20 protein-coding genes are annotated in these 17379 nt (G+C 40.8%); 3 read left to right on the plus strand and 17 right to left on the minus strand.

Translation table 11 applies throughout. The annotated features are described in order from the left end of the window. Positions 1–79 precede the first annotated feature (79 nt). From rplT to PGY05_RS12865, 13 genes are all read right to left on the minus strand, one after another. Positions 80–436 carry a 50S ribosomal protein L20 gene (gene rplT / locus PGY05_RS12805; RefSeq protein ID WP_055260877.1) on the minus strand — a complete coding sequence of 119 codons (357 nt, stop codon included), beginning with the start codon at positions 434–436 and terminating at the stop codon, positions 80–82. Positions 437–470: 34 nt separating this feature from the next. Beyond that, complete coding sequence (gene rpmI, locus PGY05_RS12810) at positions 471–668, minus strand: 50S ribosomal protein L35 (RefSeq protein WP_022220532.1); 198 nt, start codon at positions 666–668, stop codon at positions 471–473. A 33-nt stretch (positions 669–701) separates the two neighbouring features. After that, complete coding sequence (gene infC / locus PGY05_RS12815; RefSeq protein ID WP_008374852.1) at positions 702–1196, minus strand: translation initiation factor IF-3; 495 nt, start codon at positions 1194–1196, stop codon at positions 702–704. Positions 1197–1514: 318 nt separating this feature from the next. Next, positions 1515–4037: a heavy metal translocating P-type ATPase gene (locus PGY05_RS12820; protein ID WP_270476085.1), complete on the minus strand. Its 2523-nt coding sequence runs from the start codon at positions 4035–4037 to the stop codon at positions 1515–1517. Positions 4038–4127: 90 nt separating this feature from the next. After that, positions 4128–4436, minus strand: a complete 309-nt coding sequence (locus PGY05_RS12825) for a metal-sensing transcriptional repressor (protein ID WP_022220535.1) — start codon at positions 4434–4436, stop codon at positions 4128–4130. 225 nt (positions 4437–4661) lie between these two features. After that, complete coding sequence (locus tag PGY05_RS12830) at positions 4662–6020, minus strand: RNA-binding domain-containing protein (RefSeq protein ID WP_270476087.1); 1359 nt, start codon at positions 6018–6020, stop codon at positions 4662–4664. Positions 6021–6134: 114 nt separating this feature from the next. Beyond that, the gene (locus PGY05_RS12835; protein WP_211133229.1) at positions 6135–6932 is read right to left on the minus strand and encodes a carbon-nitrogen hydrolase family protein; all 798 of its coding nucleotides are present in this window, start codon (positions 6930–6932) and stop codon (positions 6135–6137) included. Positions 6933–7094: 162 nt separating this feature from the next. Then, positions 7095–7247, minus strand: coding sequence for a hypothetical protein (locus PGY05_RS12840; protein WP_173824579.1), 153 nt, complete (start codon positions 7245–7247; stop codon positions 7095–7097). Positions 7248–7577: 330 nt separating this feature from the next. After that, positions 7578–7814 carry a hypothetical protein gene (locus PGY05_RS12845; RefSeq protein WP_211133227.1) on the minus strand — a complete coding sequence of 79 codons (237 nt, stop codon included), beginning with the start codon at positions 7812–7814 and terminating at the stop codon, positions 7578–7580. Positions 7815–8006: 192 nt separating this feature from the next. Then, positions 8007–8441: an NUDIX hydrolase gene (locus tag PGY05_RS12850; protein ID WP_270476088.1), complete on the minus strand. Its 435-nt coding sequence runs from the start codon at positions 8439–8441 to the stop codon at positions 8007–8009. Then, entirely contained in the window at positions 8435–8623 is a 189-nt protein-coding gene (locus PGY05_RS12855) for a hypothetical protein (protein WP_147326313.1), read from the minus strand. Before PGY05_RS12855 ends, PGY05_RS12850 begins: the two co-directional genes overlap by 7 nt. Before the next feature lie 117 nt (positions 8624–8740). Further along, on the minus strand, positions 8741–9217 hold the full coding sequence (locus PGY05_RS12860; RefSeq protein WP_270476089.1) for an adenylate kinase: 477 nt from the start codon (positions 9215–9217) through the stop codon (positions 8741–8743). A gap of 284 nt (positions 9218–9501) precedes the next feature. Further along, positions 9502–9786, minus strand: a complete 285-nt coding sequence (locus PGY05_RS12865) for a hypothetical protein (RefSeq protein WP_306464891.1) — start codon at positions 9784–9786, stop codon at positions 9502–9504. A 147-nt stretch (positions 9787–9933) separates the two neighbouring features. Between PGY05_RS12865 and PGY05_RS12870 the strand changes: the two genes are divergently transcribed. Next, positions 9934–10134, plus strand: coding sequence for an aldo/keto reductase (locus PGY05_RS12870; RefSeq protein WP_207730833.1), 201 nt, complete (start codon positions 9934–9936; stop codon positions 10132–10134). Positions 10135–10217: 83 nt separating this feature from the next. On the opposite strand, the gene PGY05_RS12875 is transcribed toward PGY05_RS12870, so the two are convergent. Next, on the minus strand, positions 10218–10631 hold the full coding sequence (locus tag PGY05_RS12875; RefSeq protein ID WP_270476090.1) for an EamA family transporter: 414 nt from the start codon (positions 10629–10631) through the stop codon (positions 10218–10220). A gap of 38 nt (positions 10632–10669) precedes the next feature. Next, on the minus strand, positions 10670–11008 hold the full coding sequence (locus PGY05_RS12880) for a winged helix-turn-helix transcriptional regulator (protein WP_008374833.1): 339 nt from the start codon (positions 11006–11008) through the stop codon (positions 10670–10672). Between the two features lie 617 nt (positions 11009–11625). Between PGY05_RS12880 and PGY05_RS12890 the strand changes: the two genes are divergently transcribed. Beyond that, entirely contained in the window at positions 11626–13794 is a 2169-nt protein-coding gene (locus PGY05_RS12890; RefSeq protein ID WP_330673019.1) for a TaqI-like C-terminal specificity domain-containing protein, read from the plus strand. Between the two features lie 74 nt (positions 13795–13868). Here PGY05_RS12890 and PGY05_RS12895 read toward each other — a convergent pair whose 3' ends face one another. Continuing rightward, positions 13869–14597 (minus strand): restriction endonuclease subunit M, encoded by a 729-nt coding sequence (locus PGY05_RS12895; protein ID WP_195368176.1) that lies wholly within the window; start codon positions 14595–14597, stop codon positions 13869–13871. A gap of 25 nt (positions 14598–14622) precedes the next feature. Continuing rightward, a complete protein-coding gene (locus PGY05_RS12900; RefSeq protein ID WP_270476091.1) occupies positions 14623–15489 on the minus strand; it encodes a DegV family protein in 867 nt (288 codons plus the stop codon). A gap of 255 nt (positions 15490–15744) precedes the next feature. On the opposite strand from PGY05_RS12900, the gene PGY05_RS12905 reads away from it, so the two are divergent. Next, on the plus strand, positions 15745–17103 hold the full coding sequence (locus tag PGY05_RS12905; RefSeq protein WP_117556251.1) for a spore germination protein: 1359 nt from the start codon (positions 15745–15747) through the stop codon (positions 17101–17103). Positions 17104–17379 lie beyond the last annotated feature (276 nt).

Raw genomic sequence — 17379 nt, forward strand, 5'->3', positions numbered from 1 at the left:
CACGTAAAAAAACCTTGCGGATTCTCTCCACAAGGTTTTCCCTCTTCTCTCAAACTCTATACGAAATCGTCTGATTTAATTATGCAAGTGCCTTTTTAGCAACTTCAGCTACAGCTGTGAAGCCAGCTGCATCATTAACTGCCATTTCAGCGAGCATCTTTCTGTTCATATCTACACCGGCAACTTTAAGTCCGTGCATAAGCTTGCTGTAAGAAAGACCATTCATTCTTGCAGCTGCGTTGATACGAGCGATCCAAAGCTGACGCATCTGACGTTTTTTCTGCTTTCTTCCTGCGTATGCTGATGTAAGGGCTCTCATTACAGACTGTTTTGCAATTCTGTACTGTTTAGAGCGAGCTCCTCTGTATCCTTTAGCCAGTTTTAAAGTTCTATTGTGTTTCTTCTTAGCGTTCATTCCGCCTTTAATTCTTGCCATTACTTAATCCTCCTTCTATCTTTCCTGCCAAATCTTAGAGATATGGTAAAACTTTCTTCATGTTCTTTACATTTGTAGAATCTGTGATAGTTGACTGTCTAAGATTTCTTTTTCTCTTAGTAGACTTCTTTGTTAAGATATGGCTCTTGTAAGCTTTGTTTCTTTTAAGTTTACCTGTAGCTGTTGTTTTGAAGCGCTTTGCAGCAGCTCTATTTGTTTTAATTTTTGGCATGATGTTTTCCTCCTTAATATAGATAATTTATTTTTAACGTTTTTCAGTTAAAACCATGCTCAGGCTTCTGCCTTCAAGTTTTGCCGGCTTTTCAATGACAGCAACATCTTTCATCTTCTCAGCAAAATCGTCAAGAATATGTTTACTCTGCTGCATATGAGCCATCTCTCTACCACGGAAACGAAGTGTAACCTTTACTTTATTTCCTTTTGAGATAAATTTTCTAGCATTATTCATCTTCGTGTTCAGGTCGTTGGTGTCAATATTTGGTGAAAGACGCACTTCCTTAACCTCGACAGTTCTCTGTTTTTTCTTTGCTTCTTTTTCTTTTCTTGCCTGTTCGTATCTGTACTTACCATAATCGATAATCTTACAAACCGGCGGTTTCGCTGTCGGAGCGATTTTAACCAGATCCAGTTCCGCTTCCTGTGCCAGCTTCATAGCCTCTCTTGCTGACATTATTCCTAACTGTTCCCCACTCTCGCTAACCACGCGTACCTCTCTGTCGCGGATTTGTTCGTTAATCATTAAATCGCTAATTGTTGTGCACCTCCAATAAATAAAAAATAGTGAATAGCTACAGACTATCCACTATCTATTGCATACAATACTTATATCCGGTATTATAAACTCAATATCAAACCGTTAGTCGCCCGATTGCGCTAAGGTGAGAGTGGATACTCTTCTTTGTTGTTCGCTTTACGCAAGTTATAATTTACCACAGATTTCATATGGTGTCAACACTTTTTTTATTTTTTTATGAACCAGCCAATCTTCACTTAGAAAGTGTTTGCCCGAATATTCTGCTCAAATAATTCTATCATGCTTTATTTTTCAGACTTAAACCTACTCAATCCCTGTCACCTTGTAATCTTTGTCTTCAACAGCTTTTTTCAGTACCTCATCGGCTACTTCTGCTGCAAGTGTTACTACCGCTGTTCCATTTTCATGGCTTACTTCTGCCGCCTCTACTCCTTCGATTGCTTCCAGAGTTTTCTTTACAGTTGCCTCACAGTGTCCACACATCATACCTTCGATTTTCATTGTTTTTGTCATTGTCTTTTCCTCCTCTATTTCTTTGACTTTTGACTTTATCTTCTTATCTTTGCTGGCATCATACATTTTAAACCAGTTCAGACGAAGTGCATTGGTTACGACACAGAAGCTTGAAAGACTCATAGCTGCTGCGCCAAACATCGGATTTAATTTCCATCCGAAGATTGGATACCAGATACCTGCTGCAAGCGGGATTCCGATCACATTGTAGAAGAATGCCCAGAACAGGTTCTCATGGATATTTCTTAAAGTTGCTTTACTCATACGGATGGCTGCCGGTACATCACTTAAACGGCTTTTCATCAGAACAACGTCTGCTGCATCGATCGCGATATCGGTTCCTGCACCAATCGCAATTCCCATATCGGCTCTGGTAAGTGCCGGCGCGTCATTGATTCCGTCACCAACCATGGCAACTTTTCCTTTTTTCTTTAATTTCCGGATAACAGCTTCTTTTCCGTCCGGAAGAACGTCTGCGATGACTTCATCTACACCTGCCTGACGTCCGATCGCTTTTGCGGTTCTCTCATTGTCACCGGTCAGCATTACCACATGGATTCCCATATTCTGCAGTTCTTTGACTGCCTTTGGACTGTCCTCTTTGATGACGTCTGCTACCGCAATGATTCCGATCAGCTGATCTTCTTTCGCAAAGAACAAAGGCGTCTTTCCTTCTGCCGCCAGATCTTCTGCCTTTTTCAGCGTTCCTGCATCCACAGAAGTCTTTGTCTGGATAAATTTCTTATTTCCACCATAAATCGTCTTTCCTGCAAGAACTGCGGAAAGTCCGTTTCCAGGTACTGCCTGGAAGTCTTCTACTTCCTCCGCATCCAGTCTGCGCTCTTGGGCTTCCTGTAAAATTGCATGTGCCAGTGGGTGCTCGCTCTTTCTTTCCAGTGCATAAGCAAATCCCAAAAGTTCTTCCTCCGAGATACCCTCTGCCGGTATCATATCCGTTACTTTCGGTTCCCCGCTTGTGATGGTTCCGGTCTTGTCCAAAGCTACGATCTGCATTTTGCCGGTCTCTTCCAGAGATACCGCCGTCTTGAACATGATTCCGTTCTTTGCGCCCATTCCGTTACCAACCATAATGGCAACCGGTGTGGCAAGTCCCAGTGCACAAGGGCAACTGATAACGAGTACGGAAATACCTCTTGCCAGTGCAAATCCTACACTCTGACCTGCGATCAACCATACGATAATCGTAATCACTGCAATCGTAATAACCGCCGGCACAAATATCCCGGATACACGGTCTGCAATCTTTGCGATCGGTGCTTTGGTTGCCGCCGCATCACTGACCATCTGAATGATCTGTGAAAGTGTGGTATCTTCCCCAACTCTGGTTGCCTCGCATTTGAGGAAACCGGACTGATTCATGGTTGCAGCAGATACCTTGTCACCTTCTGCTTTGTCAACCGGAATACTCTCTCCGGTAAGTGCTGCTTCATTGACTGCACTGGTTCCTTCCAGCACGATACCGTCTACCGGTATATTTTCCCCCGGTCTTACTACAAAGATATCGCCTTTTTTCACCTGGTCGATGGAAACCTCTGTCTCCACACCATTTTTCAGGACAACAGCTGTCTTCGGAGCCAGCTTCATCAGACTCTTTAATGCATCTGTTGTCTTTCCTTTGGAATGCGCTTCCAGCATCTTTCCGACTGTGATAAGCGTCAGGATCATGGCTGCTGATTCAAAATAGAACTCATGCATATAAGACATGACGCCTTCCATATCCATCTTCACCTGTGCATCGGTCATTGCAAACAATGCATAGGTGCTGTATACAAAGGATGCCCCTGATCCCAGTGCAACCAGGGTATCCATGTTCGGCGCACCATGAAGGAGTCCCTTAAATCCATTGATGAAGAACTTCTGGTTGATCACCATGATAATTCCGGTAAATAACAGCTGGATCAGTCCCATTGCTACATGATTGCCAGCCAGAAATCCCGGCAGTGGCCAGTTCCACATCATATGACCCATGGAAATGTACATCAGTGGAATCAGAAAACACAGTGATGCGATCAGACGGCGCTTCATGACCGGTGTCTCCCTGTCTTTCAGGGCATCCTCATCCATTGCTGCGCCCTTTTTGGCTCCTGCATCTGCTCCTTTTACCGAAGCACCGTATCCTGCTGCCTCAACAGCCGCAATGATCTCCGACTGGGATGCGGTTCCTTCTACTCCCATGGAATTCGTCAGAAGACTGACCGAACAGCTGGTAACTCCCGATACTTTCGATACTGCCTTTTCCACTCTGCTGCTGCATGCCGCACAGCTCATTCCTGTTACTGTATATTGTTCCACAAAAATCCACCTCACTCTTTGGCTTTATCTGCCTTTTTATATTGTAAAGATCCTCCTGCGCCTGTTGCATGAAAATCTATAACAATCCTGTTATTTCATCAGTTTCTGAAGCGTTACAACCAGCTCATCGATTGTCTCATCTTTTCCCTCGCGGATATCCTCTGCCACACAGGTACGGATATGATTCGCCAGAAGGACTTTATTGAAACTGTTGAGCGCCGCATTGATTGCCGACACCTGAATCAGAATATCCGGACAGTACGCATCTTCTTCTACCATGCGCTTCACACCTCTGACCTGCCCTTCGATCCGACTCAGGCGGTTGATCATGTCCTTGTATTCCTTCTCCGAACGCTCCTTCGTCTTATGACAGTGACAACATTCTTTCTTTTCTTCCATGCGTCTCACCTCTTATTTTTTCTCTCTACGATGGCTATTATATACCCCATTGGGGTATATTGCAAGAAGAATTTTTCTCATTTTAAAATTATATATATACAACAATGAATGCATCCTGGCACGTAGTATCTTTTACTTAACAGAAATTTTCTCAAGATTTCCTATGAAAGCCAAAAGAGAACCTGCAAGCTTTTCATCCACAGGTTCTCTCGTATTGTTTCTATTTTAATATTTTTGAAGTGTATAATAGGTGCTTCTCGCTTTTCCATTCCGTTTCAGGAAATTCTTTTCCACAAGTCCTCTTATCACTCTTGCTGCAGTTGATGCACTTACTTTAAGCAGACTCACAACATCATTCTTTGTAAAATCCTCACAATTTTCGGCATACTCCAGAACTTTTTCTTCCTCATCGCTTAATTTCTGTGTATCCTCCTCATCCGTTTCTGGATTCTTTTCATCCTTCACTTCCGGCTCCGGCGTATCTGTTTTTTCACATAGCACATTGATATTCGGTAATACAATTTTAAAAGTATTTCTCGTCGTCTCAATAACAGGTTTTTCTGCCACATCAGCGTAAGCCCCTATAATCTTACTGATTCCAGTACCACATGCTTCGATTAAATGCAACCGGTAAAAGACATTTGCAAGATCCGGATTTCTGCATATAGAAATACCTGCCATCACATCCTCCAGCTCAATTCCAGGCATCAATCCTCCGATTGATATAAATTCCATCCGGTCTTCATAAATACTGATCAATGCACTTGCACTAAACGCATAATCCCTGTGAACCAGCAAATTTAACAATGCTTCTCTGACAGCGATTTCAGGATAATCCCTGACATCTATCCGCAGCAACTTTTCAATTGTTGCATGTGTCTGATTATGAAAATCAATATAATCGTAGACATCATTCATCTGTTTCATCAATGCCCCTGAAAATTCTCTACGGTCTTTAAATACCGTCTGATCCTTTCCCAGAAAAACAGCTACTTTAATCGTGTGTACACACTGATCCGATAAAAGCATTGCAAGATTACTGTAAAGTCCATCCTTATCAATCAATTTCAATGTCCGCATCTGCTGTATCCCAAACTCAACCTTACGAAGCTGAAATTCTTTCTCTGCCACTTCAAAAGTCAGTTCCTGATTCATGCTACGCATAGCTTCAAAACGATCTCCATCTGTCTCTTTAATCATCTGGCGGATTGCCGCATCTGTAGCAGGAACAGCTGAATATCCCTGTCTGACATAGACTCCTTCTGGTCGCATTCCTTTTTTTGCAATATAATAAGGGCGATCCGTTCCACGTTGAATATCTACAACAACAATCTTTTTCCCATCTTCTTCTAATGTCTCATAATGTAAAAACATCGTGATATCCGGTTTGATCGCATCTCTGACCATATTACTGATCTGCAATGCAGTGCCATCTGGATTATCAAGACCAACTACCGTACCATCATCCTGTACACCAATATATAACTTGCCACCATTACAATTTGCAAAGGCAATAATTTCTTTTTTTATGTCATCAACTACTGCTTCTTTAAGCTCTACTGTTTCATTTTCCCGAAAAATCATTTTATGCCCTCCTCAAATCATATAATATATTTATATTATATACAATCGTGTCAATTGTGTCAATCGTGTCATTTTTTAATGCAGGCAATCATATTTTGACACGATTCCGCCACATTATACATAAAACTCTTTTCTCCTAAGCCGAGTATAAGGTCTTTTCTCCCGCACTTTCCCGGATTTCTCCAAGTTAATATCCACATACACAATCTGCTCTGTGTCATCTGCCCGGGCAAGAATCTCTCCATTTGCATCGACAGCCATAGACTCCCCAGCAAAATCCATCTCCCCTTCCACCCCAACACGGTTACACATTGCGATCGCCACACTGTTCTGAAATGCCTGTACACGTACCTCCCATTCAAACATTTCCGAAGGCTCTGCTTTGGTATTCACCGTCGGGATCAAGATCAAATCTGCCTCCTGCAGGCTTTCCGTCCGGATGCTTTCCGGGTAATGTCTGTCAAAACATACCACAATCCCGATCTTTCCGAATTCCGTGTCAAAGACATGAAATCCATCATCTGACGGGGTATAATAATCCTGCTCATAAAACTGCTCTACCTGCGCAACATGCACCATTTTCTGTATTCCTATGACTTCTCCACTGCGGTCGATCAGAATACTCGCATCGTATGTACCATTTGCTTCCCGTAGATATAAGTTTGGCACTGCCATAATCTGATGCTTTTTGCAGGCATCACAGAATTTTTTTACAATCTCATCTTCTATAGATACGGAATAACTGCTTACATCCCTTCCCAGATATTGCGGAAAAAATTCCGTAAGCTGCACTTCCGGGAACAGCACAAGCTCTGCTCCCTTTTCTGCTGCTTCTGCAATCGCATGCAGACTTTTTTCCATATTCTTTTCTACACTTCCCGAATTTGACATTTGTATCATCGCAAGCCTCATGTTAAATATCCTCCTTACCTCCTTTTACTCCAAAATCAGATATTTCTTCTTATCTGCTGAAGTAAGATTTTTTCCGTTAAGCAAAAAAACGAACAGCGAGTTACCTCTTCACGATTTTTGTCGTTACAAGCGGCAACTCCCTGTCTTTTATCTTCTTACTGTTTATTTAAAAGAAACATTCTCAATAATCACCTGATCAAACATCCTATGAAGTACTCTGCCCTGTTCATCTTCTCCGTTTCCATTCTGATAAACATTTGCTGCATAAACATCATACAAAACTTCTGCTCGCTCCGCATCATCCAGTCCATTCAAGAATTCTGCGATTCCTTCATAAATGGCTCCTGCCAGATTTCCTTCCTGCGGATTATTTTCAACATACCACTCTTAGTTTGTCTCGTTTTGTTCCTTCGCACTTTCTTTAAAAGAAATTGTTCCATCCTTGATTTCCTCAGATATACTTTCAATTCCTTTATCTTTATACCCTGCTTCTTCTGCCACAACAACAATTGTCGCCACTTCGTAGCTGCGTAAGTAATTCCAGTCCAGCGGAGTCCATAAATCCTTTGCCTCTGTTCTCTCTGCTATCGGTTCATACTCTGGAAATGTAAAGCTTGCCGGATCAATCTCATATTTATTCAGATACTATGTCTTTACCTTCTCTTTCACCAGCTCTGCAAGCTTTTCTGTCTCCTCTTCTGTCAGACCATATGCATTTCTTTCGTCGGAAGAATCCGCCTCGTCTGCTGTCTCCGAAGCTTTCTCCGTATCTGTACTCTGTGAAGTCTCGGCCTTTGCAGTCTCTTCTTTCTTTGATGAACACGCCGTTGCCGAAACAGCCATCGAAAGTACCAGCATTCCAATTACAATTTTTCTCTTCATCTCTTTTTCTCCCTGTTCATTACACTTCACCTTTAAATAAAAGCGTAAGCTTATTATACCCCCGGTAATTTTCGTCAATTTCTTATTATTTACAAGGCAAAAAGATTTACCACGGAATATTCTTCCATTGTAAAAGAATCCCGATTTCCTATATCGTAAGACAGGATCGCATATCTGCATGCAGCTACATTATCAAACGTGCCCTCTTCTTGCCGCTTCTTCAATCAGCTTCGGCTGAATTAAAGGATATGTCCAGTCTTTTATCAGTTCATCGCATATGACAATTTTCTCAATTTCACTATGTATCTCTTCAAATGAAAAAATATCTGCCACATAAAGCATTCCAAAGGTCTCTTTTTCTTCATCTTTGTTGACTCTCGTTTTCCCTTTTACGGAATATACGCAAACTGGCTCGATCTTAAAGTCCACCGCTCCTGTTTCTTCTTTTAATTCTCGATTTGCCGCTTCTTCAATGGTCTCTCCTGCTTCTCTGTGTCCTCCAGGCACTTCGTAGATATCCCTTTCTTTGTGTTTGCAAAATACCCATTTTTCGCCAGTTCTGGCAATGATTACAGCAAAATCTAATTGCGAATCTTCTATTTTGTCATAAAATCTGACCTCTAGCATATTTCTTCCTCACAATTCCATTCAAGCATAAATTCTTCTATGTATGTCGTCATGAATTTTTCTCTTCTTTCTGCAATTTTTCTGGCACTATCCGTATTCATTAAATCTTTCAGTAAAAATAATTTTTCATAAAAATGATTGATCGAAGTCGTAGTTCCATTTTGATATTGTACTTTATTCATCCCAATCCTTGGAAGAATATCAGGATTATACATTTCCCGGTTATGATTTCCTCCATACGCAAATGCTCTCGCAATACCGATTGCTCCAAGCGCATCAAGTCGATCTGCATCCTGAACTCATTTCCATGCATCTATCTCTTCCCGCGATTTGAATATAATAATATTTTTATTCTTATATTTTCTTAACATCTCATTGATTTCCGGTATTTCATCCCTTGAAAAATTGATAATAAAATCTCTGAATTCTGCTGACAGTTCTTCTTCCTGCCATGGCATATCTTCTCTTTCACTTCCAATACGCCCTTCCGCGCCCGCAAGCCACACATTTGTTGGCAGATCTAAAAAGAATACCGTATCACATTCTTCAAAACGCATTTCAAGTGTTCTTCCATAATTACCATCGATAATCCATTCTTCCTGCTTTATAATCTCAGATAATTTTGCATCGAATTCCTGCTTTGTTATCGTTGTCCTGTCCGGCTTATGCCAGATCATATCAAGATAATACAATGGAAGTCCTGTTTTGTCTCTGAGTTTTCTTGCAAATGTACTTTTCCCCGCACCGGGACACCCAAGTATCAGAACTTTTTTCATATTTATTTATCTCCTAATCCTTTTCCTAATTAAATGTTAGACTCGTTGATTCATTTTTTATTTTTGAAGTTTATAGTCATCATACACCGTTAAAGAAGCCAACCTCAGTATATCACAAACCTCCAGCAACATTCCCCCACATATCTACTCTGGACATATGAACCATTTCCTTCATTCCGTACATATATCCGCCACTATATCATAAAATAAGCGAGCAAAACGAAATATTATAGCAATCTGATGCATGAATAATTTTAGAATCCTGTAATAAAACTGCACTTTTTTTAGAGTTGTTCAATCTTACATTCATGTTCCTTTGTCTTGCTGTTATAACTGATTCCAACAGCAAGAATGTGTCCTGTATATTCCTTTCTTTCTGCTGTTTTTCCCTGAAACCGCAAAGCGTACTCTTTTTCTTTTATCTGCGCAATTGTCTCTTCCGGCTTATGATCTACTTTCAGTTCCAGTATCATACAATCCTGATCATATCTGATTGGATAAAAAATATTTTGAATCTGATCCACATTATATCGGATATAAGTAAACACCGTCTTTCTTTTTTCTAACATTACGCCGTCTTTTAATTAGTCTTAACTAATTTCATTATATATAACCTCTTTATCCTGGCTTTTCAGCTCAATTCTTCGACATAAAATGTCACCTTCGCATGGGGACCATTTGCGGAAGGACGCAACGATATATTCACCAATCCGGTTCTGACAAAGATCGATGAAAAATACGGAAAAACTGCTGCACAGACAGCCCTTCGTTTCCTCCTTCAAAATGATGTGGTTATCATTCCGAAATCTGTTCACAAAGATCGTATGCAGCAGAACTTTGACCTCTTCGATTTCACACTGACCGCAGAAGAAATGGCAGAAATTGAAGCTTTGGATGGTGGCGAAAACTTCCATTAGTAATTACAGTTTTCATATATCCTCCAACTATCGAATTATATACCCTTTTTATTTCACCAAATCTGTCCGATTTAATTAAAAATTTATAACACCATTATCAATGTACCTGCTCCTATCAAAATACAGCCAATGAGTGATTTTGCAGTAAACTGTTCATGTAAAAACACAAATGCCAATATAAGTGTGATTACCACACTCAGTTTATCTATTGGTACAACCTTTGATGCATCCCCCATTTGTAAAGCTTTATAATAGCACAGCCACGAAGCTCCTGTTGCTAATCCAGATAAGATTAAAAAAATCCAGCTTTTCTTACTGATTTCTGCCAGTCCATTCTGCGCATGAGTAAGAAAGACCATGCCCCATGCCATGATTACTACAACAATGGTTCGGATTGCAGTTGCCAGGTTGGAATTCACTCCTTCTATACCTACCTTGGCAAGAATTGAGGTTAACGCAGCAAATACCGCTGATAAGACAGCAAATATCATCCACATAATAAAACCTTCTTTTCACATAAAAAAATAAGAACTGATCATTTCACCAATCTGTTCTCTTCTCCCCAAATGCAAAGTTGATCCAGTACAGTCATCAATGACTTCCCTCTTTCTGAAAGGCTGTACTCCACCTTCGGCGGGATCTGCGGATATTCCGTCCTGATAATCAGTCGGTCTTTCTCCAGCTCTTTGAGATTGGTACTGAGCGTTTTGTCGGAAATAGTTTTCAGATACCGTTTTAATTCATTGAACCGTACCGTTTCAAACTCCATCAGACAGTATAGAATAACCATCTTATGTTTGCCGGAAATCAGGGACAATGTGTAGGCAAAGCCTGTATCTTCAAAATTTGCATTTTCGATATAGTTCTTTATCATAACACTTTCTCCTTAGATAGTACCTGTCTTTTTTATTAGTACTTGAATTTACGAATTTCCTGTATATAATTATAAGCAGGATAAATCATACTGTCAAATGAATTTCAAGGAGAATTTATTATGAGAGCAAAACTAGTTACTGTTCACAGTAAATGACATTTACTTAGGAAAATTTCTTATCAGAAAAAGGAATTTCCCTTTTTTTACCAGTAACTCAAAAATCTCTTGACATTACATCAATTTTGTGCGGGCGTGTGAAAAAACTCTCGTTTTTTCACACGCCCTTTTTCAACTATATAAATTGATAGTAACGCTCAATTCACCTTCCAATAATCAGCATGAGTCAAACAATCGTCCAGTCCAAATTTGAACCCTTTAAATTAATATTGCTTTCATTCGTATTGCCGTATATAATATTTATTATATGATGCTTATTGACACGCCGAACACTGAAAACGAAATAAAATGATGTGAATACGCCATTTTATGGGAGTTTGAGGTGCTCGAGGATTGCGGGAATTGCTTCGCAATGGAGCAATCCGATTACACCAGTGAGCGGCAAAATTTACTTTTGACACTCACATCATTATTATACGAAAAAAGGAGTCTGCTCGACTATGGATTATATTTCTGTAAAAGAAACTTCGAAGAAATTCCATTTATCTGAACGCCGCATACAAAAACTCTGCGAAACCAACCGGATTGAGGGTTGCAAAATGGTCAGCGGCATCTGGTTGATCCCTGCCACGGCCATCAAACCTTCCGATGAGCGAATGACGAATTCCCCGAAAGATTCCGATTATCTCTCTTTAAAAGAATTATGTGATATACTTTCCATTTCGACCGCAACCGGGCGCAACTGGATCAAGCTTGGCAAACTTATTCCTGAATATACGGATAAAAGAAAGCCTTATTTTACAAAACAATATGCCAAAAAGTTGAAAGCCGAACTGCAATCAGGCAAAAATCAATCGCTGAAAAGCAGACGTAACAAGAAATTTGTCTGTGGAAATTCTCTTTACAGCGCCTATGTTTCTGAAAATTGTCAGAATATCGAACCGCTGCAGCAGATTCTCCGAATTGTAACCGATAAATCCATTGCTCTTTCATCGGATGTAATTCAATATTTCATTGCTGACTGTGCCCTGCATTTGCTCGCCCAAAAGTATGATCTTTCTTTCAAGCATGAAAAAGCGTTGCTGAGCAGATTTTTAAAAAAAGAAATCACCCTGTCTCTATACGACGAACTGATCCATGCTTTGATTGCAGATTCCGAGCGGGCTCTGCTTTTCTGTGAAAAATATTCTCCGCTTTTTGATTTTGATTATGTATACGAACCTGCTGAAGATATTCTTGGTCTCATTTACATTTCCTGTAAAAATATCGGCAGCCGCAAGGCAACCGGTTCCTACTATACGCCTACCAAAATCGTCAAAAAGCTGATTGAGAAGCTGGATATTGCATCAGATGCCAGAATTCTGGATCCCTGCTGTGGAACTGGAAATTTTTTATTGCAGCTTCCAGCACATGTTCGTTTTGACCAGATTTATGGCAATGACACCGATACAATCAGTGTAAAAATCACCCGGTTGAACATGGTTTTGAAATATGACATTCTTTCTGTCAAAACTCTGTACAAGCATATAACCGAAACCGATTATCTTGCATCCGATTCAAAAACCTCTTATCAGTATATCATCGGCAATCCGCCATGGGGATATGAATTTTCCGAGTCGGAAAAGGAAAAGCTTCGCAAAAACTATCGGACTGCTTCCGGGAAAAATATAGAGTCTTATGATTTGTTTATTGAAAAAGCACTACGTAATTTGTCCATAAACGGACAACTCTCTTTTATTCTTCCAGAGGCAATACTTAATGTAAAGGCACATACACCGGTCCGTACTGCCATTATGGAAAGTAATTCCATCCGATATCTTAATTTTTTGGGAAATGCCTTTGATAAGGTTCAGTGTCCCTGCATTATATTGCAGCTCATTCACACCGGAAAGCCACTTTCGACAGTCGGAATGGAAATATCCGACTGTAGTCACTGTACAACCATTCTGACAAACCGTAAAATTTCAGCCGAATATTTCAGCTTTCATACAACGGATGCTGAATATCAGCTGCTTGAAAAAATTCGACATATTCCTAAAACAAAATTCCTTGCCGGAAATGCGGATTTTGCTTTAGGAATTGTAACCGGAAATAATAGAAAATATATATCTTCCCAACAAACAGAAGACAGTGAAATCATATTAAAGGGGACCGATATTTGCAAATATCATATTAATCCGACTCCAAACCATATTGCGTTTCATCCGGAGAATTTCCAACAGGTAGCACCTATAGAAATGTACCGTGCGCCAGAAAAGCTTTTGTATCGTTTTATCAGCAGCCAGCTTGTCTTTGCTTATGATGATAAACAAACACTTTCTTTGAATAGCTGCAACTTAGTCATTCCCAAGCTTGAAGGACTACATATAAAATATATTCTTGCCATTCTTAATTCCAGAGTTGCACAGTTTATTTACAAAATGGAGTTTCACTCCGTGAAGGTATTGCGTTCTCATATTGAAAATATTCCGATTCCGGATGTTGATGCTGATACACAAAATATTATCATTCAGACTGTAGAACCACTAATTAACGGACTGCCTCCTGCTGAAGCACAAATTACCTACGAACAACTTGACCAACTGATTTTTAAATTATTTAATCTTACCTCTAAAGAGCAGGATATCATTAAGCATGCAGTAGATGGAGAAAACAAATTTCTGTTCTGACAAACATAAAACCAGAGATATTCCTGGCTTCCCCTATTCAACAATAGGATTGCCAGGTCTGCTCTGGTTTTTTCTTATCTTCCTTTCTTCTTAACGACATTAAGGACATCTTTTTCAGAAACCAAAAATGGTCTTAGCTCCTCTTCTGTCATAAAAACCTGGCCTTCAAATACAGCTGCTCCCGCAATTCCTGTATTTTCATTCCTATGCTGGGATCCAAGCTTTCCTGTTCTTTGAAGTTCCTCACTTGTAAGTACCCAATAAATCAGCTCATCACGGCAAACACCAATCCAGATAAACACATCACAGCATGATGGCTTCAACTGCTGATAATGATACTTAAACCCATTTGCAATTGCTTCTGAATGCAAATACGCTCTGCTGGCAAGACTTCCACCCGCTTTTGTATCATTTGCCCTACACGCTTTAACTTCTACTCTTATTTCAGGAATCCACAGATCAAATTCTCCATCAAAATCAGGATAAACCGAAACCATATTCTCTTTTGTCGCTTTTACAAAAGCCGGAAACAATTTTAAAATATGCTGCTCACCCCAGGTTTCTCCGAATGTTCTTGGTGCCATCTCAAACAAATACAGATATTGGTTTCTTTTCATATAACTTTCATATATTTCCTGATACTGTTCATATGTAATTGCCTGAGCATTCATTAAATACATCAAAATTCTGCTTTCCGCACTAAATGGAAACACTGCGTTTTCCTGCCTAAAAGCTTCTAAAACTTCAGCATCTGCTCCCGCCTGTTGCAGTAGCTCTTTCAATTGTCTCCGTAATTCTTTCATTTGTATGCCTCGTCTTCACAAAGTCTTATCTCTTATTCCCCATACAGAACACAGCCACAACCCCCGGACCTGTATGTGATCCGATAACTGTTCCGATACAGTTGATCAGAATATTGTGGATTCCCATCTTCTTCTCTACCTGTCTTGCCACAAATTCCGCATCTTCTTTGCAGTCACCGTGTGTGATCATCACAATATCATTATCCCAACCTTCGGACTGCTTCACTGCCATATCCACGATGTGTGTCAATGCTTTCTTTCTGCCACGTTCTTTTCCAATAACCTTCAGTTCGCCATGATCGTCCATGTGGATGATTGGCTTGATCTGGATCATCGTTCCAACAATTGCAGAAGCCTTTGATACTCTTCCGCCTCTATGTAAATGGAATAAATCATCAATCGTAACGTTGTGCATGATATGAAGCTTGTTCTCCTCCACCCAGGCAGCCACTTCTTCCAGACTCTTTCCTGTACGCTTCATCTGAACAGCTTTGTACACAAGAAGCCCCTCTCCCATGCAGGCGCAGAGTGAATCAATTACGATCAGCTTCCGCTCCGGATACTCTTCCTGCAATTCTTCTGCTGCCATCCGGATACTGTTATAAGTTCCGCTAAGTCCGGATGAAAAGGCAATATATAAAATATCCTTTCCCTCTTTCAGATACGGTTTCAGTGCTTCTCTTGCCTGCTCCGGATTGATCTGAGAAGTAGTCGGCATCGACCCTGCCCTGACTTTTGCAAAAAATTCTTCCCCGGTAAGTCCAATCATATCCTCATAAGACTGTCCATCGATCAGATAAGTAAGAGGAATATACGGAACCCCAAGCTCCTCGGTCAGGTATTCCTTCGGTAAATCTACTGTACTGTCTGTCATGATCATATATTCACTCATAAGTGTGCCTCCTTCATCCCTTTAGGGATTTATATATTACTTATAATTATGTACAGTATACCCTCTTTTCCGCAAGATAGCAAAATCTTTTTCCCTTGCTAAAAAAATCTTAAGTTTCTTAATAACTTTTGTCATAATCCGGTATATTTTCCTTTTTTTGTGAAATGCTAAATCTATGCAGAATCCAGGCAGTAAAATATTTCCGGGATTCCAGATTTTCTTAACTTTAAATTATCTCTGAATGGAGGATTCAATATGGAAAAACATACTGTCAGTGCTTCCCTCACCGACAATACAAAATATATGAACCGGGCTCTTCCCGTAAAAAAAAGCTTTGATATTATCGAACGAACTCTGATCATCGGCGGACAAAATAGTGCCTTTTATTTTATTGATGGTTTCACCAAAGATGAAATCATGCTGAAACTTATAGACTCCTTCCTCAATATTTCCGCCGATGATATGCCAGAGGATGCAACTTCCTTTTCTACAAGCTGCATCCCCTATGTGGAAGTTGATATTCTCGGTGACTTTGACAGCATTTTCAAAAATCTTCTGTCCGGTGTCACCTGTCTTTTTATTGACGGCTATGAAGCCGCTATTGCCATCGACTGCCGTACTTACCCGTCCCGCAGCATCGAGGAACCCGATAAAGACAAATCCCTACGCGGTTCCCGTGATGGCTTTGTGGAAACAATCGTATTCAATACTGCCTTGATGCGCCGCCGGATCCGCGATCCGCATCTGATCATGGAAATGTATGAAGCCGGCACTTCCACACGCACCGACGTAGCTCTCTGCTATATGTCCGACCGTGTAGACCGCGAACTTCTGACCACGATCCAGAACAAACTGGAAGAAAGCAAATCCCAGGATTTGAAAATGAGTCAGCAATCCCTCGCTGAAGCTCTCTTTCAGCGCAAATGGTACAATCCATTTCCAAAATATAAATTTACCGAACGTCCAGACACAGCCTGCGCCTGCCTGATGGAAGGAAAAGTGATCATCCTTACTGATACCTCCCCATCTGCACTGATCCTGCCAACCTCCATCTTTGATATGATCGAAGAGGCAAATGATTACTACTTTCCGCCAATCACCGGAATCTACCTGAAAATATCCCGTGTACTGATCACACTGCTGACTGTCTTCATGGTTCCACTCTTTCTGCTCTTTATGCAGAACCCGGCATGGATACCGGAGATCTTCCGCTTCGTTCTGATCGAAGATACGGTCAACATCCCCCTGATCTTCCAAATCCTGATCCTTGAGCTTGCCATCGACGGACTCCGCCTCGCCGCCCTCAACACTCCGAGTATGCTCAGCACCCCTCTCAGCGTCATCGCCGGTATCGTCATGGGGGAATTCTCCGTCGAATCCGGCTGGTTCAACAGCGAGATCATGCTCTACATGGCATTCGTCTCCATCGCCAACTACACCCAGCCCAACTTCGAACTCGGCTACGCATTAAAATTCATGCGTCTCCTACTCCTTATCCTCACCGCCATCTTCAACCTCCCCGGATTCCTCACTGGCTGCCTCATCGTCATCCTCTGTATCACCTTCAACAAAACCCTCTCCGGCCGTAGTTACCTGAACGTAAAATTAAACTAATACCCTGTAGCTTGCAACAAAATTGCAGGCTACACCTACATAACCTTCACCTTTCCCCAACTCCCCCTTCCCACCACTACCTAAATCTCCTCAACCGGTTATCAGTCCAGCCTTGTAAAAAAACGCCTCTCTAATACAGTAAATCCGGCGACCGGGATCAAAAAAATAGTGTTCAATTCACTTATTGTGCAATGAAGATGAAACTCAAAAATTGTGGAAGCCTTTGCTGACACAATTTTCACTCTCAGAGGTTCATCGTAATGCCCTTGCACAATG

Origin of the sequence: Coprococcus sp. AF51-11b1, assembly GCF_027682785.1 — a bacterium.
GTDB lineage: Bacteria > Bacillota > Clostridia > Lachnospirales > Lachnospiraceae > Allocoprococcus > Allocoprococcus comes.